This is a genomic window from Lactobacillus ultunensis DSM 16047 (assembly GCF_001436305.1).
GTDB classification, from domain to species: Bacteria; Bacillota; Bacilli; order Lactobacillales; family Lactobacillaceae; genus Lactobacillus; species Lactobacillus ultunensis.
In genome coordinates this window covers 19,084-41,945 of sequence record NZ_AZFO01000010.1, presented here as the reverse complement: position 1 = coordinate 41,945, position 22,862 = coordinate 19,084, and the positions used below count along the sequence as shown (strand labels likewise).

23 protein-coding genes and 1 pseudogene are annotated in these 22,862 nt (G+C 34.8%); 14 read left to right on the top strand and 10 right to left on the bottom strand.

All coding sequences use genetic code 11. The features are described 5' to 3' along the window. Nucleotides 1-14 precede the first annotated feature (14 nt). Nucleotides 15-1,379: an FAD-dependent oxidoreductase gene (locus FC57_RS04465; RefSeq protein WP_007125669.1), complete on the top strand. Its 1,365-nt coding sequence runs from the start codon at nucleotides 15-17 to the stop codon at nucleotides 1,377-1,379. Nucleotides 1,380-1,457: 78 nt separating this feature from the next. Here the strand turns inward: FC57_RS04465 and FC57_RS04460 are convergent, their stop codons facing one another. From FC57_RS04460 to FC57_RS04445, 3 genes are read right to left on the bottom strand one after another with little or no spacing between them, the layout of a single operon-like run. Further along, nucleotides 1,458-2,045 carry a TetR/AcrR family transcriptional regulator gene (locus FC57_RS04460; protein WP_007125670.1) on the bottom strand — a complete coding sequence of 196 codons (588 nt, stop codon included), beginning with the start codon at nucleotides 2,043-2,045 and terminating at the stop codon, nucleotides 1,458-1,460. Between the two features lie 20 nt (nucleotides 2,046-2,065). Next, nucleotides 2,066-3,403, bottom strand: coding sequence for a cupin domain-containing protein (locus FC57_RS11000; protein ID WP_007125671.1), 1,338 nt, complete (start codon nucleotides 3,401-3,403; stop codon nucleotides 2,066-2,068). Continuing rightward, nucleotides 3,396-4,256, bottom strand: a complete 861-nt coding sequence (locus tag FC57_RS04445) for an SIR2 family NAD-dependent protein deacylase (protein ID WP_007125672.1) — start codon at nucleotides 4,254-4,256, stop codon at nucleotides 3,396-3,398. Before FC57_RS04445 ends, FC57_RS11000 begins: the two co-directional genes overlap by 8 nt. A 256-nt stretch (nucleotides 4,257-4,512) precedes the next feature. On the opposite strand from FC57_RS04445, the gene FC57_RS04440 reads away from it, so the two are divergent. The 3 genes from FC57_RS04440 to FC57_RS04430 all read left to right on the top strand — a co-directional run bounded on the left by FC57_RS04440 (nucleotide 4,513) and on the right by FC57_RS04430 (nucleotide 7,130). Then, nucleotides 4,513-5,832, top strand: a complete 1,320-nt coding sequence (locus FC57_RS04440; RefSeq protein ID WP_007125673.1) for an FAD-containing oxidoreductase — start codon at nucleotides 4,513-4,515, stop codon at nucleotides 5,830-5,832. Nucleotides 5,833-6,119: 287 nt separating this feature from the next. Further along, a complete protein-coding gene (locus FC57_RS04435; protein WP_007125674.1) occupies nucleotides 6,120-6,791 on the top strand; it encodes a DUF6557 family protein in 672 nt (223 codons plus the stop codon). A gap of 18 nt (nucleotides 6,792-6,809) precedes the next feature. Continuing rightward, nucleotides 6,810-7,130, top strand: a complete 321-nt coding sequence (locus FC57_RS04430) for a hypothetical protein (RefSeq protein WP_007125675.1) — start codon at nucleotides 6,810-6,812, stop codon at nucleotides 7,128-7,130. Nucleotides 7,131-7,326: 196 nt separating this feature from the next. On the opposite strand, the gene FC57_RS04425 is transcribed toward FC57_RS04430, so the two are convergent. Then, a complete protein-coding gene (locus FC57_RS04425; RefSeq protein ID WP_007125677.1) occupies nucleotides 7,327-7,791 on the bottom strand; it encodes an Rrf2 family transcriptional regulator in 465 nt (154 codons plus the stop codon). A gap of 135 nt (nucleotides 7,792-7,926) precedes the next feature. Here FC57_RS04425 and FC57_RS04420 point away from each other — a divergent pair, with 135 nt between their 5' ends. From FC57_RS04420 to FC57_RS10635, 5 genes are read left to right on the top strand one after another with little or no spacing between them, the layout of a single operon-like run. Continuing rightward, complete coding sequence (locus tag FC57_RS04420) at nucleotides 7,927-8,847, top strand: glycine betaine ABC transporter substrate-binding protein (protein ID WP_040529405.1); 921 nt, start codon at nucleotides 7,927-7,929, stop codon at nucleotides 8,845-8,847. Between the two features lie 9 nt (nucleotides 8,848-8,856). Beyond that, a complete protein-coding gene (locus tag FC57_RS04415; protein ID WP_007125679.1) occupies nucleotides 8,857-9,489 on the top strand; it encodes an ABC transporter permease in 633 nt (210 codons plus the stop codon). Beyond that, nucleotides 9,482-10,252, top strand: coding sequence for an ABC transporter ATP-binding protein (locus FC57_RS04410; RefSeq protein WP_007125680.1), 771 nt, complete (start codon nucleotides 9,482-9,484; stop codon nucleotides 10,250-10,252). Before FC57_RS04415 ends, FC57_RS04410 begins: the two co-directional genes overlap by 8 nt. Next, entirely contained in the window at nucleotides 10,245-10,886 is a 642-nt protein-coding gene (locus FC57_RS04405; protein WP_007125681.1) for an ABC transporter permease, read from the top strand. The genes FC57_RS04410 and FC57_RS04405 overlap by 8 nt, the downstream gene beginning before the upstream one ends. Nucleotides 10,887-10,888: 2 nt before the next feature. Beyond that, nucleotides 10,889-11,752, top strand: a complete 864-nt coding sequence (locus FC57_RS10635; RefSeq protein ID WP_007125682.1) for an NmrA family NAD(P)-binding protein — start codon at nucleotides 10,889-10,891, stop codon at nucleotides 11,750-11,752. A gap of 51 nt (nucleotides 11,753-11,803) precedes the next feature. Here FC57_RS10635 and FC57_RS04395 read toward each other — a convergent pair whose 3' ends face one another. After that, the gene (locus FC57_RS04395) at nucleotides 11,804-13,087 is read right to left on the bottom strand and encodes a hypothetical protein (protein WP_007125683.1); all 1,284 of its coding nucleotides are present in this window, start codon (nucleotides 13,085-13,087) and stop codon (nucleotides 11,804-11,806) included. A 67-nt stretch (nucleotides 13,088-13,154) separates the two neighbouring features. On the opposite strand from FC57_RS04395, the gene FC57_RS04390 reads away from it, so the two are divergent. The 3 genes from FC57_RS04390 to FC57_RS04380 are packed head-to-tail and all read left to right on the top strand — an operon-like array spanning nucleotide 13,155 to nucleotide 15,305. After that, entirely contained in the window at nucleotides 13,155-13,622 is a 468-nt protein-coding gene (locus FC57_RS04390; protein WP_007125684.1) for a pyridoxamine 5'-phosphate oxidase family protein, read from the top strand. Between the two features lie 11 nt (nucleotides 13,623-13,633). Continuing rightward, on the top strand, nucleotides 13,634-14,506 hold the full coding sequence (locus FC57_RS10630; protein WP_007125685.1) for an Abi family protein: 873 nt from the start codon (nucleotides 13,634-13,636) through the stop codon (nucleotides 14,504-14,506). Nucleotide 14,507: 1 nt separating this feature from the next. Continuing rightward, a complete protein-coding gene (locus FC57_RS04380; RefSeq protein WP_007125686.1) occupies nucleotides 14,508-15,305 on the top strand; it encodes a hypothetical protein in 798 nt (265 codons plus the stop codon). Nucleotides 15,306-15,354: 49 nt separating this feature from the next. Here FC57_RS04380 and FC57_RS04375 read toward each other — a convergent pair whose 3' ends face one another. The 3 genes from FC57_RS04375 to ppc all read right to left on the bottom strand — a co-directional run bounded on the left by FC57_RS04375 (nucleotide 15,355) and on the right by ppc (nucleotide 20,445). Continuing rightward, a complete protein-coding gene (locus tag FC57_RS04375; protein WP_007125687.1) occupies nucleotides 15,355-16,002 on the bottom strand; it encodes an NAD(P)-dependent oxidoreductase in 648 nt (215 codons plus the stop codon). A gap of 92 nt (nucleotides 16,003-16,094) precedes the next feature. Beyond that, nucleotides 16,095-17,654, bottom strand: coding sequence for an SH3-like domain-containing protein (locus FC57_RS04370; RefSeq protein WP_007125688.1), 1,560 nt, complete (start codon nucleotides 17,652-17,654; stop codon nucleotides 16,095-16,097). 70 nt (nucleotides 17,655-17,724) lie between these two features. Continuing rightward, nucleotides 17,725-20,445 carry a phosphoenolpyruvate carboxylase gene (ppc, locus tag FC57_RS04365; protein ID WP_007125689.1) on the bottom strand — a complete coding sequence of 907 codons (2,721 nt, stop codon included), beginning with the start codon at nucleotides 20,443-20,445 and terminating at the stop codon, nucleotides 17,725-17,727. A 206-nt stretch (nucleotides 20,446-20,651) separates the two neighbouring features. Between ppc and FC57_RS04360 the strand changes: the two genes are divergently transcribed. Beyond that, a complete protein-coding gene (locus FC57_RS04360) occupies nucleotides 20,652-21,026 on the top strand; it encodes a DUF2255 family protein (protein ID WP_040529406.1) in 375 nt (124 codons plus the stop codon). Nucleotides 21,027-21,034: 8 nt separating this feature from the next. Here FC57_RS04360 and FC57_RS11495 read toward each other — a convergent pair. Then, a pseudogene (locus FC57_RS11495) lies at nucleotides 21,035-21,377 on the bottom strand (GNAT family N-acetyltransferase); the annotation flags it as partial. A gap of 148 nt (nucleotides 21,378-21,525) precedes the next feature. On the opposite strand from FC57_RS11495, the gene FC57_RS04350 reads away from it, so the two are divergent. After that, a complete protein-coding gene (locus tag FC57_RS04350) occupies nucleotides 21,526-21,825 on the top strand; it encodes a type II toxin-antitoxin system RelE/ParE family toxin (RefSeq protein ID WP_007125692.1) in 300 nt (99 codons plus the stop codon). An 11-nt stretch (nucleotides 21,826-21,836) separates the two neighbouring features. On the opposite strand, the gene FC57_RS04345 is transcribed toward FC57_RS04350, so the two are convergent. After that, nucleotides 21,837-22,748, bottom strand: a complete 912-nt coding sequence (locus FC57_RS04345) for an AraC family transcriptional regulator (protein WP_007125693.1) — start codon at nucleotides 22,746-22,748, stop codon at nucleotides 21,837-21,839. Between the last annotated feature and the right edge of the window lie 114 nt (nucleotides 22,749-22,862).

Genomic DNA, 22,862 nt, shown 5'->3' with positions numbered 1-22,862 from the left:
GGAGGTTTTTTACGTTGGATAAAAGAAAAGTTATTATCGTCGGTGCCTCTCATGGTGGTCATGAGTCTGCAATTGAATTGTTGGACAAATACGATGATGTAGATGTAACTATTTATGAAGCTGGCGACTTCATTTCCTTCATGTCATGTGGTATGCAGCTTTACTTAGAAGGTAAGGTAACTGCTGAAGATGACGTCCGTAACTTTAAACCAGAAGATGTTGAAGCCAAGGGCGGACATGTTTTTGCAAACCATCAAGTAACAGCAATCAATCCTGATAATAAGACTGTTACTGTAAAGGATTTGAATAACGGCAAAGAAAGTCAAGAAAAGTATGACAAGTTAATCTTGTCTTCTGGAGTAACTCCAAAGACTTTGCCTGTACCAAATAGTGATTTAAGAAACATCTATTTAATGCGTGGTCGTGATTGGGCAACTAAGTTAAATGCTGCTAAGCAAGATTCATCAATTAAGAATGTTGTTGTTATTGGTGCTGGTTATATTGGTACTGAAGCTAGTGAAGTCTTTGCTAAGGCTGGTAAGCATGTGACCTTGATGGATATGATTGATCGTCCTCTTGGAACTTACCTCAATCCAGAACTCCTTGATGTATTAGAACCTGCATTCAAGAAAGAAATAGACCTCAAGATGGGTGTTAAGATCACTGGTTTTAAGGGTGATAAGAAGGTTGCTAGCGTTGAAACTGATCAAGGTGCAGTTCCAGCCGATTTAGTAATTGTATCTGCTGGTGTAAGTCCTAATACTGATTGGCTAAAGGGTACGGTTGATCTTGATCAAAGAGGCTGGATTAAGACTGATCCATACTTGAGAACCAATATTAAGGATGTTTATGCAATTGGGGATGCAATTTTGCCACTCTCAATTCCAGCTGGTAAGCCAATGCCAATTGCTTTAGCTACGACTGCTCGTCGTGAAGCGCAATATTTGGTAAATCATTTGTTTGAAGCTAAGCCAGACAAGACCTTTAAGGGTGTTGTTGGTGCTTCCGCATTGAGTATCTTTGATTATCATTTTGCTACAGCTGGCTTGAACCAATTCTCAGCTAAGAAGAATGATATTCCTTACGCAACTAGTTTCTATGAAGATTCAATGCGTCCAGCTTATATTCCTGAAAAAGACAATCCAAAGGTTTATGTAAGTTTGACCTTCAATCCATATAATCATCAAATTTTAGGTGGTGCAGTGCTTTCTAAGTATGACATTACCGCCCAAGGCAATGTTTTAGCATTGGCAATTAGTCATAAGATGACCTTAGAAGATCTTGCTGAACAAGACTTCTTCTTCCAACCAGGATTTGACCGTCAATGGAGTTTGCTTAACTTAGCTGCACAACATGCTTTAGGTATGGCTAGATTTTAAATATAGATAATAGCTCAAAATAAAAGACCTATTAAATCTTGGTATTAACAAACCTTGATTTAATAGGTCTTTTTTTAATTATTTAGCTAACTTTTCATAGCCTGCTTCTACAAATTTATTTAACAGTTGAACATCCCTAAACCAGCTATCATCCTTAATAAAATGATGTGCTCGGTTAACTGCAAAAGAGCCATGAATCATATAGATGAAAATAGTTTCTGCTTCTTTTTGAGATAAACCAGTTTTTTTCATAATAGAGGGGATCGTTTGCTTTCGTTCGTGAGCCATTATTCGTCCGATAATATACTCACTTAAATCTGGATCCATTAGTAATTTTTGATACTTTTCAGAATTCCCAATTCTTTGACAAGCAGGGATTAGCGATTCGTTTTTCTTTAAATAATCGATCGAAAAATCACCATTCGTACAGTTGTCAGAGTCTTGATCTAGCATTAGTGCGTCATCAAGTACCTCATTTAACACATCTGTGATTGAATTAAAGTGCAGATAAAAAGTTGATCTAGTTAATTCTGCCTCTTTACAAATTTGAGTAATTGTAACCTTTCTATAGCCTTCTTTTTTCACCAATTTAAGGAAAGAATCCTTAATTATAGTAATGGTATAGATAGTTCGTCGATCTGTTTTACGTTTTTTATTTGTTGGCATTAAATCACTTTGCTTTCTATTTATGGTTCAGGTGTTGCAAGTCGTTGAATAATGTCTCTTTGATCAGGGAACAGCTGAATCAGTTTGTCAATTCTTGGAACCATAATTGCACCTGAACTATTAGTTGGAATTTCAGTACTAATTTGTGAAAAGCCTACGCCTGCATCATCAGTATCTTCTATCGCAACAAAGGTACCTGGATCTGCATAAAAACCATGAACTTCGCCTTTGCTCTTATCAAGACCTAACCGTACTTTATAATATTGTCCTTCTTGTGTAAAGCAGTGAACGACAGCTGCATCTCCCATAGAGTACATCCAAGATTGCCCATATTGAACAGTGTGCAGATGTGAAGGATGCTTATCATCAACCATTAGATACATAGGAAAGCTTCCAGGGCGGAAACCTTGATCAACCATATAATTAGGATAGAAAAGCCGCATCATTTTTTCCTGCTTTTTGATCTGTGCAGGCGTTAATTGTGGTTTAGACTTAACCTTTTCTGGTCCCTGAGTCTGAGCACCAAAACTTTTACCAGTTAATAACTCTTTAAAGGCAGTGCCGATTGAAGCGGAATACCCAATTGATCTGTCTTTAATCGAATCTGGAATAAACAATTGTCCCTTATTAATAGTAATGTAGTGAATATTAGGGGATGAAGCGACTAACTGCATACTTGGGGCCTTAATCATTTGATTTTGTGGACCTATGCCTAATTCTAATACTAGAAGTTTTTTATTCTCATTATTTTCGATAAAGCTTTGGAAACCTGCTAATTTTTGTTGGTTAATTTGGAAGTTATCACCAGGTAAATTTAGAGATAAAGGAGCTCCACATTGATCACATTTGGGAATATCATCTTCAGTCAAAGTGCCTGCTTGATCTTTTTGATAAATTTCGTGGATCTTTTCACCTAATCTGAAGATACCATGTTTCTTTGGGTTCTTGGAACAAATAGCCTCGAACCAGTTGCCTTCTATTTCAAAAGTATTGTTTAAACCAGCTAGCTCAAAATGATGATCGATATTTGAAGTCCAAATATAATATGACTTATCAGCAATGATCTTTTTCAAATCTTGCATATAGTTGGTTTTTTCATAATTATTACCGTAATATTCGATTATTCTGGCGTATGCTCGCCACTTATCTAAAGCATTAGGATAATCAAATGAGAGAGCAGTTAAGATATTAGGTAAATGATATTTATCTACCAGATCTCCTAAAACTTCACGTAATTTTTTGTCGTTAGCAAATAAGTTTAATCCTTCAGAAATAGAGAAACCATTGCTTGCAGTTACTAAAATTGCATCTGCGTTGTCAATCCATTCTTTTGCAGTACTTGCAGCTTCTTTAGTCATGTTTTTCCTCCTTAATCTTTGCAGCAGCTTCTTTAAGAACTTCATTAATATCATCACCAATCAAAAGAGAACGATCACGGATTACTGGATTAGTTAAAGCATCTTTCGGATTGATATTAATATAGAAAGAATCTTTCATATATTGCGTCATATCCCAGAAGGGTTCCTGGATAAACATCGGTGTCATCCGGCCAACACCCATTTCAATAAAGAGTATTTTTTCGCCTTTATGCTTGGCTAAGAATTTATTGAATTTTTTATATTCATAGTTGTAGCGTTTATCTTCTAAAAATTGGGGACCACGAACCCAGGCAATCAATTCAGCATCATTGATAGGACTCTTAGGAAAGTATTGTGAGTCAAGCTTATAATTCTTTATTTTGGGTAGTAATTCTTTAACAATCTTTTTAGCATCATATAAATTTTTATCTGTTTCAGGATTTGAACTTTGCATAAAAGACCAAGAACCTTGAATTTCGCTAACTGCATCTTCACCAAAATACTTTTTGAATAAGCCGTCTTGATTAGTAGTTACATAGTGAACGGGTTTATTGCCAATAACTGTCTTTAGATACTCATATGTTGGCTTTTGAGGTGGTTCATTAAAAATTAATTTGTAAGCATAAAGCATGAAAGCCCATTTTTCTTCTTTTGAATCAAAGGGAGTGTAGTAGCCTTTGAAAATTCCCTCGAAGTGATATTTATCATAATAAGGTTTCATATATTTCATAAAAAGTGGACTAGCTGAATACCAAAAATCCATTCCGGCTGCATTTGACATACCACTACCGCCACCAACAACTATGGCATCGGCAGCTTTAACTTGTTTTAATAGTTCATCAATTTTGTTCATCTTTTGCCTCGTTTCTTACATACCGATTAGTTTCATACATAATGTAGTGAACTTTATGTAAGTATATTATGATGAATGCGATTATAAATTAAGAACAGTTATATTCTATGTGTAGAGTCAACTACATATATTGAAAAATGTAGTTAATTTTTGATTTGAAAAATAGTCTAGATTTGAGCATCGTTGATGACTGAATAGAGATTCTAGGTTATTATTTAAGCAAGAAGTTAATTACAAAAAGTAAGAGGATAGGATCATGAAAGACATAAAAAATATCATTATTGGTTTTGGTAAGGGTGGAAAAACTTTAGCTAAGTTTCTTGCGCAAAAGGGTGAGGAAGTATTAGTCATTGAAAAATCTAATCAAATGTATGGTGGAACTTGTATTAATATCGCTTGTTTGCCCTCAAAGAGATTGATTATTGAAGCGGGTCAAGGAATTGATTTTGTAGATGCAGTAAATGGCAAGAATCAGATGACCGGGATGTTGCGCAATAAGAATTATCATATGCTGGCTGATGAACCAACCGTTACTGTTCTTGATGGAGAAGCCAAATTTATTGGCAATCATGAAATTGAAGTTGAAACTCTGGCCGGTGACAAAGAGCAATTTCATGGAGAAAGAATTTTCATTAATACAGGTGCTATGCCAGTAATGCTACCAATTCCGGGTTTAGCTGAAAGCAAAGCTGTCCTTGATTCTACTGCGGCTATGGATCAAAAGGATTTGCCTAAGAAGTTAGTTATTATTGGCGCTGGCTATATTGGCCTTGAATTCGCATCGATGTTTGCCAAATATGGCAGTCAAGTGACTGTATTGGATTTGCATTCTGAATTTTTACCAAGAGAAGATACGGATATTGCTGCAACAATTAAGAAGGACTTGGAAGATACTGGTATTAAGTTTGAATTAGGAGTCAAGATTTCTAAAGTAGACGGAAATACAGTATTCTACGAAAAAGCGGGAAAAGAAATAAAAGTTACGACTGATAGAATTTTGGTAGCAACTGGTCGTAAACCCAATACTGAAAATCTTGGATTGGAGAATACTGATATTGAATTAACCGATCGAGGTGCAGTTAAGGTTGATGACTACCTTCAAACATCTGTAAAAAATGTTTGGGCAATTGGGGATGTAAAAGGTGGTCTTCAATTCACCTATATTTCTCTAGATGACTTTAGAATTATTAAAGATCAACTATTTGGCAAGGGAGAACGTAAGGTCAGTGATCGTATTAACGTTCCTTACAGTGTATTTATCACACCAACTTTGTCTCATGTAGGACTTAATGAAAAGCAAGCACAAGCAAAAGGGATTGATTACCAATTAAAGAAATTACCCGTCGCATCAATTCCAAAAGCACATGTTTTAAAAGATCCTAGGGGATTGTTTAAAGCACTGGTTGATCCAAAGACTAATTTAATTTTAGGTGCAACTTTGTATGGTGCTGAATCTTATGAACTAATCAATTTGATTTCTTTAGCAATTAATCAAAAGATACCTGCATCTGTATTGAGAGAGCAAATTTATACCCATCCAACGATGACTGAAAGCTTTAACGATTTATTTAAGTAAAAAATATTAAGGCAAATATTTAAGAATAGGACCGTCAGTAAATTACTGGCGGTTTTATTTTTTGTGAGAAATTGGGATGCAATATGCAAAATTATGTTAAGTAAATAAATTAGTCTATATAAAGTATCTTGTTACTAAATTCTTAAATTTCAATTAAAGTCGTTGAATTAAAATTCAACGACAACAAAAAAATAGGAAACACAAAACGTCCATTAGTGAACAAACTTTTGATATAATTAAAAAGAATGTTAGTTCGAATATAGATACTATAGAAACAGAAAATAATAATGAAAACAGTACAAGAAACCCTTAAGACTATTAACGAAAAGACTTTGATTGATAATTATCTTCATCAAAATCCACCTTCTTTTAACGATTTTGATGAAAAGATTACTATTGGAGATGCGAAAAAATACGCTTATCTTCAAATGCATCAGTATATTAATCATTTGAAGATGTTGAAGATTAAATCAAATAAAAATCAAGGTATTTTCTTTATGCAACGAAAAATGGACGATGGCATGGGTATTGGAACATCTAGTAATCTCGTCTTTATAGATGATCTAAAGAAGAAGGGTGTAGAGGCTCAAAGTTATGCTTTTGAATTTACTCCACAAGCTGAAATAATGAGCTGGTGGATAGCTAATAATGAGCTTACACAAGCTTATTTACTTGATCTTCTAGTAGAAATTATGGAAGAAGCTTCCTTATTTGGCTTTAAACAAGAAGGATTACAAGCGGAAGTAGATACTATTAATTCTAGAATAGAGGAGATTGATAAACATCCTGATAAGCTAATATCAGCTGATGAATTTGAAAAGAATTCTAATTTTGATAAACAAACATCTGAAGAAGATGATTTGGAATGGAAGGCTTCTGAGGCTGAACTTAAATATAGTGAATATTCTCGAAAACTAGAGTTAAAAAAGATTATGAAGGAATTAAATATCAAAACTTAGGAATAAGAGGCGAATTCTATGTCAAAAAAGGTAGCAAAGATTGAATTTGGTTTTGAAAATTGTGAAATTGGTTCATTACCAATAGAAGCTGTTCCTGTTTTTAATTTAAGAAATATTCAAAAGGACTATCATCACATGTGGCAGTTCAAGGATGATCCTACTGATGAAATATCTACGGATATTCACTGTGAAGGAGCCCATTTTCAAATTGATTATGCATTAGCAAGTAAAGTGAAAACTAATTTAATGTGTCTTGATAATCAAAATTTAGATCAAGAAAATCTTGCACAACGATTTTTAAACTGGAAAAAATCTAACTTCTGTCACCTTAATCTATGAAGATAGAAGTAAAGAAATTATTTGGTTACCTTATGAAGAAGCTCTTCCTGGTGAAACTTTTGATACTAGGAATAAATTCCAATCAATTAAAGTGGTACAGGGCAATCCATGGGAAGTAGGTTTTAATGAGGCCTATAAAGATCATAAGATGATTATAATTGATATAAGTAATAATACATAAGAAAAGACAGATCGCTTAATCACGATCTGTCTTTTCCTTTGCCTGATATTCTTTTTCTTTCTGTTTGACCAAAATAGTATCGACAACATCCGATAATTTTATATTATTTAATTTAGCTTTAGCTGCGACTTCGGCTTGATGATAATATTCTTTAAGAGTTGCTTGAATATTACCACCGACAATACATTGAGGATTAGTCTTATGATCAATCTCAAACAAAGGCTTGTCTTTTTCAACTGCTAAATAAACGTCTAATAATGATATTTGATCAGTTGGTTTTGCCAATTTAGGATCTGGCGTACCATGCTTAGTTTCAATTAAACCAGCCTTACGCAGCTCACTCATTAGCTTTCTAACCATCACTGGTGAAGTTTCAATACTGCCCGCGATATTTTCACTAGATAGGGGGATCTGTCCTTTATAGATATGAATGAAAGCTAAGAGGTGAATTGCATCACTAAAACGAGTTGATACTTTCATTTTTTGCCTCCTTATGATGTAATTATACAAATTACAAATAAGTTGTGCAAATCTATTGACCTATGCAATAAATGAGCCTATATTATTAACTATCAACTAAAGATGTAACTTGAATATTAACGAATGGAGAACATCATGAGTAAAAAGAAAATCTATTCACTTATTGGCTTAATCATAATTATTATAGCAATAATCGCAGTTATTTGGCCTCATGATAATAAAAATAGCGTGAACAGCAGTAGTTCTTTAAGAAGAACAACAATCATCCTGGGATCGAAAAACTTTAGTGAAAGCAAAATTGTAATGCAAATTTGGGCTGATGCATTAAAAAAGAAAGGTTACAACGTCAAAACTAAGCCAAATATTTCTAGTTCTGTTGTCTACCAAGCTATCAAATCGGGACAAATTGATCTTTATCCTGAATACACTGGTACTATTGCCATGACTTATCTTAACTTACATATTGTTGGCAAAAATGCCAATGAAATTGCGAAGATTGCTCGAAAGGGCATTGCAAAGAAGAATCTGACTACTCTTAATTACGCACCTAGCAATGATGCTCAAGGTATTGCCATTAGAACTTCTGTAGCCAAGAAATACGGTATTAAAACTATCTCAGATTTACAAAAGAACGCCAACAAGATTCGCTTTGTTTCTCAAGGCGAATTCGATAAACGTGAGGACGGTATTCCTGGTCTGCAAAAAGTTTATGGCAAGTTTAACTTTAAGAGTCACAAGGTTTATGATCCGAGTTTAAAATACGAAATTTTAGCAAAGGGCGAGGGTGATATTACCCCAGCTTCGACAACTGAAGGTCAGCTTGCCACAGGCAAGTACTTTGCTTTGACAGACGATAAGCACTTCTGGCCAGACTATAATTTAGTTCCATTAGTTAGAAATAATACTCTGAAGAGTAATCCTGGTATTAAAAATATGTTGAACAAGATTGATCAGAAATTAACCACTACTGAATTGCAAAAGTTAAATAAGAAAGTGGACGTTGATGGTCAAAACTATCAAAAAGTTGCTCAAAATTGGGTTAATGCCAACTATTAAGAGGTATCTATGCTTAATCAAATTATTCGCTATTTTGCAACATCATCGAATGAATATTGGGGCTATGTGAGTCAACACTTATTCATTAGTCTGACTGCTTTGATTATTTCATTAATTATTGCTTTGCCACTGGGTTATCTGGGCTCAAGGAACAAAGTCATTGCAGCCTTTTGCCAAACTTTTGCGCAAATATTGCGGATCGTTCCTAGTTTGGCTTTGTTGTTCATCTTGATTCCGTTTATTGGCACAGGAATTGTTCCAGCACTAATCGCATTGGTTGTTCTAGCTTTACCACCAATCATGGTAAATACAATACTAGGTTTCAATGAAGTGTCACCAGTTTTAAAAGAAATTGGTTTGTCATTAGGAATGAATCAAATGCAGCTGTTAAAACAGATCACATTACCGTTAGCTTTGCCTTATATTCTGAATGGAATTAAATTAGCCTTAGTTGAGATCATTTCCAGTGCAACATTGGCCACTTACATTGGTGCAGGTGGTCTTGGTACTTTGATTTTTACTGGCCTTGGTTTATATAAGATGCAATACGTAGTTATTGGCGGAGTAAGTGTAGCACTTTTATCACTGCTTTCAATGTTTATTATGGATTTTGCTATTAGAAAGGTTAGAGAAAATGACTAATTCAACCATTAAATTCGTACATGTTAATAAGAAATTCGGCAAAAACCAGATTATTTCCGATCTCAACTTTGAGATCAAACGAGGCGAATTTGTCACTGTTCTTGGATCTTCCGGTTCGGGCAAAACTACCACATTAAAAATGATTAATGGATTAGAGAAACCAACAACAGGGCAGGTGATCGTCAATGGAAAGGATGTAAGCAGTTGTAATCTGGTTGAGTTGCGTCGTCATATTGGCTATGTTGTCCAATCGATCGGTCTTTTTCCTCACATGACGATTGCCCAAAACATTGCGGTAACACCAAAACTTCTGGGTTGGAACAAAGACAAGATCAATCAAAAAGTAGATAGTCTTCTAAAACAGGTTGGTCTTGAACCAGAACAATATAAAAAACGCTATCCGATACAACTATCCGGTGGCCAGCAGCAAAGAGTGGGTGTGGCTCGTGCATTGTCGACCAATCCGCCAATTCTGCTCTTCGATGAACCATTTTCTGCATTGGATGCCATTATCAGACAAAATCTGCAGCAAGAGATAAAGTCATTACACCAGAAGTTGAGTGATAAAACCTTTTTCTTCGTTACGCATGATATCAATGAGGCATTGTTCTTAGGTGACAAAGTAATGGTGATGAATCATGGTCAGATTGAGCAATTTGACACACCAGAAGCACTTGTTTCTAAGCCTGCAACTGACTATGTTGCTCAACTTTTAGATACTGTAAGACAAAATAAAGCATTGTGGGAGCACTTAAATGATTAAGTATTGGCAAGATAATTCGTCGCGCATGATGCAGTTAATGATCGAACATGCGCAGATGGTATTAACAGCATTACTATTGGCATTCTTAGTTGCAATTGTATTAATTGCAGTCTTTTTGAGAAAGAAGAATTGGATGAATAGTTTGATTTATTTCTTCTCGCTCTTATATTCAGTTCCAAGTTATGCATTTTTTGCTTTGCTTATTCCTGTAACTGGACTAGGTAAAACTACGGCAATTCTCGTTTTAGCTTTTTATAGTGAATACGTATTACTCAGAAACTTTATAACAGGAATTCGTGAAGTTGATCCTAACTATATTGAAGTGGCCAAAGGATTAGGCATGGATAATAACGATATTTTCATTAAAGTACAACTACCCTTGGCTTTACCAGCAATCTTTTCAGGATTACAAATTGCTTTAGCTTCAACGATGGCGATTGCTACAATTGCGTCAACGATTAGTGCAGGTGGTCTAGGTGACTTGCTTTTTGAAGGCTTGCAAACAGGCAATGTTATACCGATTTTGTGGGGAACAATTTTAACAGTAGTTTTAACTTTGATCTTTGCATTAATTTTGAAATTAATTAAGAATATTGTGTTAAGTGAAGGCTTAGATATTAAAGAGGGTAAATAATTATGAAAATAGCAGTTACTGGTGCAACAGGACATTTAGGTGGTAAAGTTGTTGCGGAATTGAGCAAGAAAACTAGTAAGAATGACATTGTGGCTTTGGTACACAATAAGGTTCATGCTAAAAATTTAATTGAACAAAATTACGAGATTCGAGAAATCGATTTTCAAAATGAAATTAGTTTATATAAAGCTTTTTCAGGTATCGATACGCTTATTTATGTAGCTAGTAAAACTTATTCGGTCTTCGACCGAGTTCATGAACTTGAAAATGTCTTGGCTGCAATGAAGGAAAAGCATGTTGGTAACTTAGTAGCAATGAGCTTTATTGCTGATCAAGAGGACAATCCATTTGTGATGTCACCATTTTATGGGTATTTACCAAGACGTCTTGCTGGGACTGATTTAAATTACGCCATTGCCAAGAATAGCCTGTATGCTGATCCTTTGGTACCATATTTACCCGAACTAATTGAACGTAAAGGTTTGATCTATCCAGTAGGTAAGCAGGCGATGAGTTTTATCACCTTAGATGATTCAGCTGAAGCAATGGCTACCATGGCCTTGAATAGAGAAATCTTGAAGAGTAGAAAATCTTATTTGCTCACTCAGAGTCGCTCTTATACAATGCCGGAACTGGGAGCTGTGATGACTGAGGTAACCAGTCACGAAATTGGTTATCATCCAGTTACTGTTGAAGAATTTGGTAAAATTTATGTAGCTGAGGGTGATGGTACTGAACTTGCTTCAATGTACAAGGGCGGTGCAATGGGATACTTGCATGGTTTGAGTGATGATTTTGCTCATATTACTGGACATGAACCAGAAACGATGGAACACTTTTTGAGCAGGGAATATAAAAAGCAATAATCATTAGCAAAAAGAAATAACAGCTCAGTTTTGGAGAGCTGTTATTTCTTTTTAGTCATTGTTATCAAGTTTTTCTCTTACAAACAAAATTGATAATACAGTAACCAGTAGCAAAATGCATCCCAGCCTTGTAATCCACAACGGCCAGTTCATCCCGTTAATTATAGTATGATTGTAATAAGCGGACAGAATCTGATTAGTGTTTTGGTTGAAAAGAAAGTTATTAATGATCAAGAGTGAAATCAAGGTAATCTGAGAGGCGATTGAACCTAAAATATTGTAATGCTGCTTAACAAAACGTGTATTTAGAGCTGGAATTTCTTTATCCTGACGATATCTCTGCCAGACCCATTGATTAGTAATACTACAGAAAAGACAAGAAATGAGGAGTCCGATTAAAAAAGTCCACATGTTGGGTACCAGCGAAATGATGAATCCTACTAGACAGCCTTGAAGAAGAGCTTTACTAGATTTAATCTTTCTAGCCAGAATCATACCACCGATAGTAGCAAAGATATAGAGACAGTAGGCGAGATACAAATAATTGAATTTCCCTAAGGCATCAAAATAGAAAATACTGTAGATTAAGAAGAAATTATTGACGGCCCCAGTCCAGAAGGTCCATAGACGTGATGCTTTAAATTTTTGCTGGAGGCAATTAAAGCCGAAGAGCATGATAATCCACATAGTTAGCGTCATGAAAACTACTTCTTTGTCTCCAGTTTGTTTTAAAACTCTGGCCCCTAAAGTCATCAGGAAAATCAAAATAGTTGGAATTAGTGGTTTGAAGTGAAAAGGACCGGTAAAAACTGGGTTATTTTTCCAAGGGGAGGATAGTCTGTGAACTGTATATAACATTAGAATAATCAATACTAGCAGTTCAATTACAAAATAGTTGAACGAGATTGATGCAAGGCACATCCCCAGCGCAAGAATAGCTATCAGGTAGAAAATACCATATAGGGCTTCTTTGCCATATGACCAGTTCTTTTGCTTCTTATATGTGTCCTTCAATTCCTGATAAGCGGGTTGTATACTGGCAAAACCAATCCCCAATAAAATAGCACCTTCGATGATCGTGGGTGAAAAAAGAGTAAGATAGGCACCAACTAAGGCAATGATCAAACTCCTAGTCAAAATCTTATAAGGATTTTTGATTTTACCAAACGCACGCACGGCATACGGAATGGTTTTAACTATTACGTAAAAAAGGATGGCTGGCCAAGCAAATTCCGTATGACGACCATTTTGCGTGAAATAAACGATAAAAAGAATATTCGGAATGACAACATACCCTAGAGACATTGCTTCTAGGTTCGTAATAAGAAACTTCATGAATGTTCTCCACTTCCTGTTTGATACAATAGATCTAGTATAACTCTAAAACGAAAGGCGATCTGAGATGAGAAAAGAAGTACCAAAATTAGATGATAACTTAACTAATGACGAATTTTTGCAATTAATCGTCGATATTTTTCAATCAGTGGTCTTGGGTACGGTCGATGAAAAAGGTAATCCTATCACCAACGTAGCCGATATTGAAGTCAAAGATGGTAATCAATTGATCTTTGCGACCACTTATCAAAAGGCTTTTTACCGAAGATTGAAGAATCATCCGCGCATTTCAATTACTGGTTTAAAAGGTAATGAAACTTTGAATAGTGTGGGCTTTACCTTGAATGGGGATGCACACGAAGTCGATGATCATTATCTGAATGAAATTTTTGTTAAAAGACCGGAAATGAAGCAAATTTCTGCTAACTTTAGCGAACGTCGAGAAATCTTGCGTCTTTTTGCAATTACGCCAATCAATGGCTCTATTTATGATTTACGGCAGCAGCCCATTTTTCAGAAGCAAATTAAATTTTAAAGGGAACAATTATGAAAATTGATTTAGATGAAATCACAAAAATACGTTTGAATTTCTGCCGAGATATGGGATTAAAGATAAAAGATGAGCAATTCTTCCATAATAAGGTGCAGGCATATGGCTATCGTGAAATTATTCATCAATATAGCTCGCATTTTATGCATAAAGATGATGAACAGACTGAGAAATTTAAGCCAAATACAACTTTTGAAGAACTGTATGACTTTTATCAACTGGATCAACGCTTAAAGAATGAGACTATGATTGACTTACAGCTGTTTGAACAAAGTTTTAAAGCGGCATTGGTCGACGCAGTTGATACAGAAGCTGCAAATTTGAGAATGGCAAAGGCAAAATCTGGTAAAGATGATCAGTTAAAATTAGACGATTTTCTCAAAGAAAAATATCAGTTGCAAACTGGACGAGTTATTAGACGAGGTGATCTCCGTAGTCGAATTAGAAGGATAAAAAAGAATTATCTTGAACCTTTTGCTGGCTATAATGAGATTTATTCTGAAATTACACCATGGATCTTAATCAAAGAAATGTCTTTTGGTGTAGCATGCAATTATTTCTTCTTGTTACATCATCATGTTCAGAAAGAAGTTTTAAAAGCGCTTTTTAAGGATGAAACACCGGTTGTCAAATTTGAAAAAATAGTAGAAATCATCCGAGACTTTCGCAATCGGGCAGCACATAATTATCGGTTGATCGGGATTAAACATGATGATGTGTATTATTATCAATTGGTTTACCAACAATTATTACTACTGAAGAATGATGAACCATCTGCAAGAATGAAGATGAGTTTTGATCAGATTAAAAAGAATTATTTAATCAATTATTCTAAAGAAAAACAGTATCTGAAAGAAGTTTTAATCTAATATGTCCTATCTGTTTAAAACCGTGACTCATTCTTTATTGCAAGAACTCATCTTGTTGGGAATTCCCACAATAGTGGTCTTGCTATTAACATTCATCAATCGCAATACTAAACGAAACTTAGCTAGTACATTAGGTGTTAATTCTCAAATATATTTGGGTTGGTTAGGAATCATTGTCCATGAGCTTAGCCACTTACTTATCGCAATTTTGGCAGGGCATCATATTGAGCACTTTAAATTGATATGTTCACCTCGAGAAGTTGATATTAATGGTGGTCGTTTAGGCTATGTTGATGAAAGCTATAATCCTAAATCCTTATATCAAAGAGTAGGGACGTGCTTTATTGGAACGGCACCGATATGGGGATGTACATTAGCTGTCTATTTAATCTTGGTTTTAATGGAACCTAACATGCTAAGACAATTGCAATTCTTTTCCAGTCAGATAATGCAAGGAAATACTAAGATTGCATTTTTGAGTTTATTAACAACAAGCTATTTTCAGTACCCAATAAGTTTGGAGAGAATTATGTCCTGGATTGGTATTTTTTTGCTAATCAGTTTAGTTGTAGGTGGTTTTGATCTCAGTTCAGCCGATTTGCACAATTCCTGGACTGGATTTGCATTACTTTACATAATTATGGCCGTGTTAATTATTATTTTAAATTTGTTGGGACTAGGCATATACGTAAATAAAATCTTAAAAGGATTTATATTCATATTTGTAAGCATTATGAGCATAAGCGTGATTCTGTCGATAATCGTTAATTTAATTTCTAAAGTTTTGCGCATACTGTAAAGAAAAAAGAATGGGATTTACTCCCATTCTTTTTTACTTGAAATAGTAGTTATTCATTTGCGACAGTTATTCTTTGCTTATGATGAACTGGTTCAACTATCTCACTCACTATAACTTCAGCCATTGTGCCAGAGTTTGTCTTGGATTCGCCAGCTTTATTTTTTAGTAATTCATCTTTACCTAAAATGTAATTAGTAGCAGGTCCAGCAGTAAAATTAGCAGAAGGTGAGATGCCTAACCAATCTACATCATTTATAGTTTTAAGAAATTGTAATTCCTTAAGTTGTTGACGTGGCGTGTTTACCCAACTTTCAGCATTTGGCAACTTTTCTAGATCTTTAACGAACAAGTGGTGATCTTCACCGGTCTTGAGACTGCCAGCACCTAAAATAAAAATCACACGTGCTTTACTTTGTCGAGCAACTTCAATTAATTTCTTAGCTAATTCAATTTGTTGATCAGCTTGAGCAGACGTCGTACCTAAAGCATCAACTAGTACATCAAACCTTGTCAGTTCTTCGTTATCCATAGCTAAGGCATCACCAATTAATAAGTTGGCATTATTACCTAAAACTTTTCTAGCTTTGTCCTCATTTCGAATAATGCCAGTAGGCTCTAGCTGTGAATTATTTGTAACTAATTTATAGACTGCACGACCTGCCATACCTGAAGCACCAATGATTCCGACTTTTTTCATAAAATTGCTCCTTTCATAACTATCCTTGTTTTTATTATAATAATTTTACTTTCATTTTGTAAGTTATATGCAAAGACTATAAATAAAGATTCTTATTTCACAACCAACAATTCAGGACGGCGCGCTAATTCTACATATGGTCTATCATTTCGAACTGCAATTCCTTCAGTTTCACGTAGGGTGTGGAATTGATAATGTTTTAGAACTTTACCTGAACTGTCTATCTCAAAAAGATTGTCATTGAAAGCAAGATAGAAGTGATCGTTTGCATAAGTAAAACCTTGAAGAGGAGAATCATTCTTAACAAAGTTAGATTGTGTAGCAGAAATCTCCGTTGGTATCCAAGAGCTGCCTTGTCTAGTTAAACGCCAGTATTCGTAGCAGCCTTTACTAGCATTATGAAAGACAGCATACATCAAATGATCGTTCACAATAAATGCATTATGGAAATAACGTGGAAAGAATTCAGAACGGTTCCAAACTTTGATAGTCCACAGATTTTTAATTTGATAATTCTTTCGTGAAATCTGCAATAGTTCTTCCGACTTAGCAGAATTATCTTCAAGATTGCTACTGGCTAGAACATAAAGATAGTTTCTAGTCATACTAAGTGATTGACCGTGTCCTAACTTTAAGTAAGACGAAACACTAATATTTTGACTGTTATGAACGAAGTCATCCCAATTCATATTAAGTAGGTTCTGCGTCTTAATCGGATCAGTTAATTGATTTAAATTGTAAGTCACTAAATGACCCCAGGTTGAATTAGGTTGGCTAAAGTAAGAAACAGTTAACTGATTTTTCAATAAACTAATTCCTTCAGGAATAACGCCTACTTGATTTAGTTGATCATCTTCTGATTGATAGTTAAGGAGGTGAAAACGTGGTTGATAAAATACAGTTTTCATAGTAGCACCATTTTTACCATGATAGGTATTGATTTTAGTTTCGGGTTGGTAATTGTTTTCCCAGTTCCAGTTACGAGACGAAGATTTGGAACTACCTGAGAATGTTGAAACCTCAGCAGGTCCTGAAACGGGTGTCTTGTCAGCTACGGTTACACCTTCACTGGTATTTGTCCGCACAACAATATTACCTTTAGCTCTAATGCCATGATAGCTATAAATAATTGTGTAAATTCTGGGAGTTGCTGAACTAATAGTTTTTCTGGATACATGAACTTTATCAGGTACGATTAATGTACCATGTTTATCAACGACGTAGGAGATTGCATCCCTAGTTGGGAAAGCATAATAGTTATTTCTAACTAAGGAAATATTATGAGCAATTGAGATTTCATTTCTACGGAAGAACTTTTCATTAACCCAACCAACAGTACGACCATTTGCTACTAGTTGCCAAAATGTTCCATTTTTGGTTTTAACGGAATGCTGTGATTGCAACAATGATTTTCTAAAATACTTTGTTGAAGTAAAAGCATTCACGCCGCCTTTTTGACAAACGTTGCGATAAATGGAGTAATTTTTGTTACCGGCTAATTTAGTCTGGACAGTGTGATAGTCATTAATCTTAGCTTGATTTATAACAATCTGACCATTTTTGACTGGATTAACTTTTTTAGGCAAAAGAAAATAGCCCAACACTCCGAATAGAATTAATAAGCTTAATACTTGAAAAAATCTTTTCATCATGGGGCTATTATCGTTCTAAATAGGCTGATTTCAAATAAGCAGCCATTAATATTTAAGAATACTTAATTTTCTATCCCGAGTTACGCAAGCCAGAAGCTACACCGTTGATAGTGATCGGGATGATACTTTCATAAACGCCTTGCACTTCTTCAGTACGGTCACGTTTGATCATTTCTAATTGAATGTAATTCAAAATGTTGAAGTAAGGCATTCTGTAATCTAAACTCTTCTTTAAAGCTGGATTGTCTTCCAATAATTCATTATGTCCTTCAATTTGTAAAATAACTTGCTTTGTTAATTGCCATTCCTTGTAGATAATGTCAAAGACAGACTTGACGTTTTCACCTTCACATAAGTCTGCATATTGTTTGGCAATTTCCATATTAGACTTGGATAAAACCATGTCTACATTCGAAAGCAAGGAGTGGAAGAATGGCCAACCTTTGTACATGTCTTGCAATTCTTTTAGATTATCTGGATCAGAATCGATGAAGTCCTTAAATGCAGAACCAACGCCATACCAACCTGGGAACATAACTCGACTTTGTGACCAAGAGAAAACCCATGGAATGGCTCTTAAGCCTGAAAAGTCGGTTAACTTCTTTCTAGATGCCGGGCGAGAACCAACATTTAATTTAGAAACTTCTTTAATAGGAGTTGCTTGGAAGAAATACTTAATAAAGTTTGGATTATCGAAGACAAGCTTACGATATACTTCGTTGCTTTCGGTAACAATCTTATCCATTGAAGATCTAAATTCATCGATATGATCTTCACTAACGATTTGTTTAGAAGCCATCCGGTCGATAGTTGCGGAAGCTAACATTTCCAAATTATAGTAGGCAGTGTCTTTATTACCGTACTTATTTTGAATAATCTCACCTTGTTCAGTCATTCTGATACGATCATTGATTGACTTAAATGGTTGAGCAGTAATTGCTTCATATGATGGACCACCGCCACGACCATGCATGAAGGTAATCTTAATGCCAAGATCTTCACCAATAGCAGTTAGATCTTTCTGTGCCTTGTAAAGGTTCCAGCAAGAAGCAAGGTAACCACCATCTTTGTTAGAGTCAGAATATCCCAACATGATTTCTTGGTAATTATTTTGTGACTTAAGCCATTTCTTAACAATATCAAAGTTCAGATATTCCTTGATAATGTCGCGAGCATTGTTCAAATCTTCAACAGTTTCAAAGAGGGGAACGACTTGAATTCTGGCTTTTTGATTATCAAGTAAATCATATTCCTTAAGCATGACAGCTTGTTCTAACATATCAGATACGCTTTCGGTATGAGAAATAATATGTTGCTTGATAACATCTTCACCTAAACGATCTTTTAATTGTCGTGCTGTCTTGTAGATCTTCAACTCTTTTTGTAACAATTCAGACTTTGGTTGATTGTTAGCATGCAAGTTACGTGGATCATCATTAAGTTCTTTAAGCAAGAGGGAAACCTTTTCCTTTTCGTTCAAATCACTGTAATGATCACAAATTCCAGCGCTCTTTAATAATTCTGCAACGCAGGCTTCATTAATGCTAGAATCTTGGCGCATGTCGATTGTCGCCAAGTAGAAGCCAAAAATATCAATAGCTTCTAAGATTTGAGTAAAGCCAGTTTTAACTACTGCTTGGTCATGATTTTCTTCAAGTGAAGTCTTGATCACTTCTAGATCAGCTTTAAACTCTTGTGCATTTTGATAAGCGGGGATCTTATTTAAGTTCTCAAGATCGCGTTCCTTAAGGAAGGTATTGATGTTAGTAATGTTTAAAAGTTTTTGCTCAGTATGAACTAACCGACTTTGAATGTAGTAGAAAGCACGTCTGTATGGTTCATTAACTCTGAACGGTGAATCATCGTTTGAAAGTTCAGATAAGTTGGAAACTGCAGCTGAAGGCTTCATATAAGAAGTTGACAATGAGATGGTGCGGTAGAGTTCGTTGATCTTCTTGATGTAATATTCGAAGATTACTCGACTTTGCAAGGTCGCACTAAGTTCCAAAGTGTCTGCAGTCACATAAGGATTTCCGTCACGATCACCACCGATCCACATACCCATTGTGATTGGTGTAGCCTTTGATACGTTTAGGCCATGTTCTTGAGCTAGTTCCTTATAACGAGTAGTGAATTTGGTGATTGCAGGGATGAGAGCTTTAGTGTAGTACGTCAAAACATTCGTAATTTCATTGGCTACCTTAAGTTTATGACCACGAATAATGTCAGTTTGCATTAAGATTTCAATGCAAGCACGCAATTGTTCAGTCCATTCATCGCGATCAATGGTACCGTTGTTAACTTCACGATAGCTTCGCAGAAGTTGGTGAATGTTATCCGTTAATTCCAAAACGGTCTTTCTCTGAACTTGAGTAGGGTGTGCAGTCAAAACAGGAACAACATTAACGTGTTCAAGGATTTCTTCAGCATTTTTCTTTTTAGCAACGATATCAATGGTATCTTTTAGCTTACCCAAATAATCTTGATGAGTATTATTGAGCAAGTTGACCTTGCTTGCAAATTCTACGTCTTCTGAAATATTGATCAAAAGAGGTAAGGTAGCAAAGTAACGGGCAACGACAATCATTTCTTGGTTGTTCAAGCCAGCAATTTGCTTTTTAAGCTTTTCTTGGCCTTGAGCAGCGGAGATTTTAACTAAGTTTTGAATCTTAGCGAAAGCATCTTCGCCAACTAATTGCTCGGTGGATTCGTTAAGCAAATTGGTTAAAATCTTAACTTCGTCAGCCATTGCATTTACGTCGCTGTTGTTTTCTAATTTTTTAACAGTCATGTCGTAATTCCTTTCTACTTTTTGTTAAGAATAAGATACCATGAAAACGTGAAAGAAATGAATATGATTGAATATTTATGTAGAAAATTTTAATATTTATAGTATAAATGTGATTTAAGCTAGCATTCAAAACAGTAAATTTTCAAACTAAGTCATGACTTCTATAATTATTTTTGAAAATTAAAGTTGATGAAAGGAAGAAAGTTATGAGTAACTGGATTAACGAAGAATTGAATGAATTTGACAAAGCACCAACTTTACAAAACAAACCTTTAAATGATGATGGGGCAACTTTTGAAGAAGAAAATCCTGTATGGGAAGTTGTCGCTAACGATAAGTTATATATCAGAGGTGCCAAAGGAACCCAAGATACCAAGTGGTATATTGCTGGCGTTAAAAATGGTGGTCAAGTTGGTTTAAATGGTAAAAATTATAATGTTAAATATGTTCCAGTAAAGGATAAATCAGAAATTGATGCTGTTACTGCTGCTTTTAACAAAAAGTATGAAGGTCAATATCCTATTGATTTAATGGTATCTGATAAGGTAGCTTTAGCAACGGTGGAACTTGTTAAGCAATAGAATATCTTTTAAATTTGTTTTTGCAAATAAATCATATCTATAAGTTGTTCTCTGGCTTCAAAGATCGGGCGATCGTAATTGTCGACAAAGAAATTACGTTTACGACCACGGACTTTGAAGCCGATTTTTTTGTAAAAAGGTAAGTGGACTGTCACTAGTGCCGACTTGAAAAATAGGATTTGTAGCTAAGTTTTTGATTTCTAAAATTCCATCACCTTCATCGGTGACTACACACTCCGCAATAGCTGTGTTTTTCTTAAAAAGTATGTACATTCTTCCACGACTAAGATACTTGTTAACCATGCTTTCTTGTTCATCAGCTAGTAGTAATAGGTCTAGATACTGTTTTTTTTAATTTCTTTAATCTTCATGACTTTAGGTAAAACTGGATTGATTAGTTTTCGATACGATTTTGTAAATATTAAAGTTGATTTTTAAAGTTGAGAATATGATTCATTACTATAATAGATACCACACTTTATAGAAAGGATCTTAATTTATGTATGTTATCCAAGAAAGAAACATTTTGAAAAAGCATATTGTTAAATTAAAGCGCGCAGGTCTGTTGAAGAACTATCATCGCATTATTGATGAAATTGCAAAAGATCCTAAGAGTCAAACACATCATTTTGAAATTCTGGAAAGAAAAATTTCTAAACCAAGTATTTTTTCGAAAAGATTAAGTAAAAGCCATCGAGTGGTGTATTCAATTGATGTAAATCATAAAAGTGTAACCATTTTTAGTGCTTGGGGTCACTATGCAAGTGGAGTACATAGTTTGGATCAACACAAACTGTGAATTTAGTATTTTTAACTAGCGTTTTTAGAGCGATATTTGCTTGGAGAGACTTTATATTTTTTACGAAAACAGTAGTTGAAGTAGTTAACTGTTTGATAGCCACAACTTTCTGCAATAGTCGAAATGGTTTTATTGGATGTAGTCAAAAGCATAGTCGCCATTGACAGACGATAATTGTTCAAATAGGCAGTGGGAGTTTGATTCAAGACTGACTTAAAACTCCGAAAACATTCAGCTCGACTAATATTAGCGAATTTGGCCATATCTTCAGCATCAATACGATGAGAATAGTTTTGATAAATAAATTGGATTATTTTCCTTACTCGTTTATTACGAATATCTTGCTTAAACAAATTATTATTGGATAAACTTTGTCGCTTTATTTCTAATAAAAGTTGACGCCAGATTAAAAAGAAAAGCTCAAGCGTATGTAATTCGTAACCAATTTCTTTATTAGATAAATGGACTATCTGATTTAATTTTGCTAAAAGCATTACTTGTTTGTCATTATTCTTGTCTAATGATAATACTCGGATATTGGAATCTAGAATTGGTGTCAATGAATTATTCTTGATACTTGTTAACCATTGGATATCAAAAAATACTAGTGGGATAATCAAACAACCAACTTGGGTATGTGGTGTAAGGCCTGAAACTCTGTGCAACATCTCATTGTTGATAAAAATTCCATTGCCAGAATTGATTTGATATTTATGAGCTTGTCCGCCTTCAGTCCAAATTGTGTATTCAACAGTTCCATTTAACACTATTTGTAGTTCTAAGCCTTCATGCCAATGAGCATCCCATGAACGATCATAATAGTCATCAAGATTATCTATGCATGTTACTAAAGGTAAAGTATATTTATCAAAAATCACATGTTCTTGCAAATCATGATCCAGTTGTAATAATCTATTTCCCATTTGTGTCCTTCCTTGATACGATTTTATAAATAAACGATATCATATTGGCTGTTTTTTCGTAAATTATTGAATTACACTATAAAAAATCATCTATGTAACCTTCAGAGGAGTGAA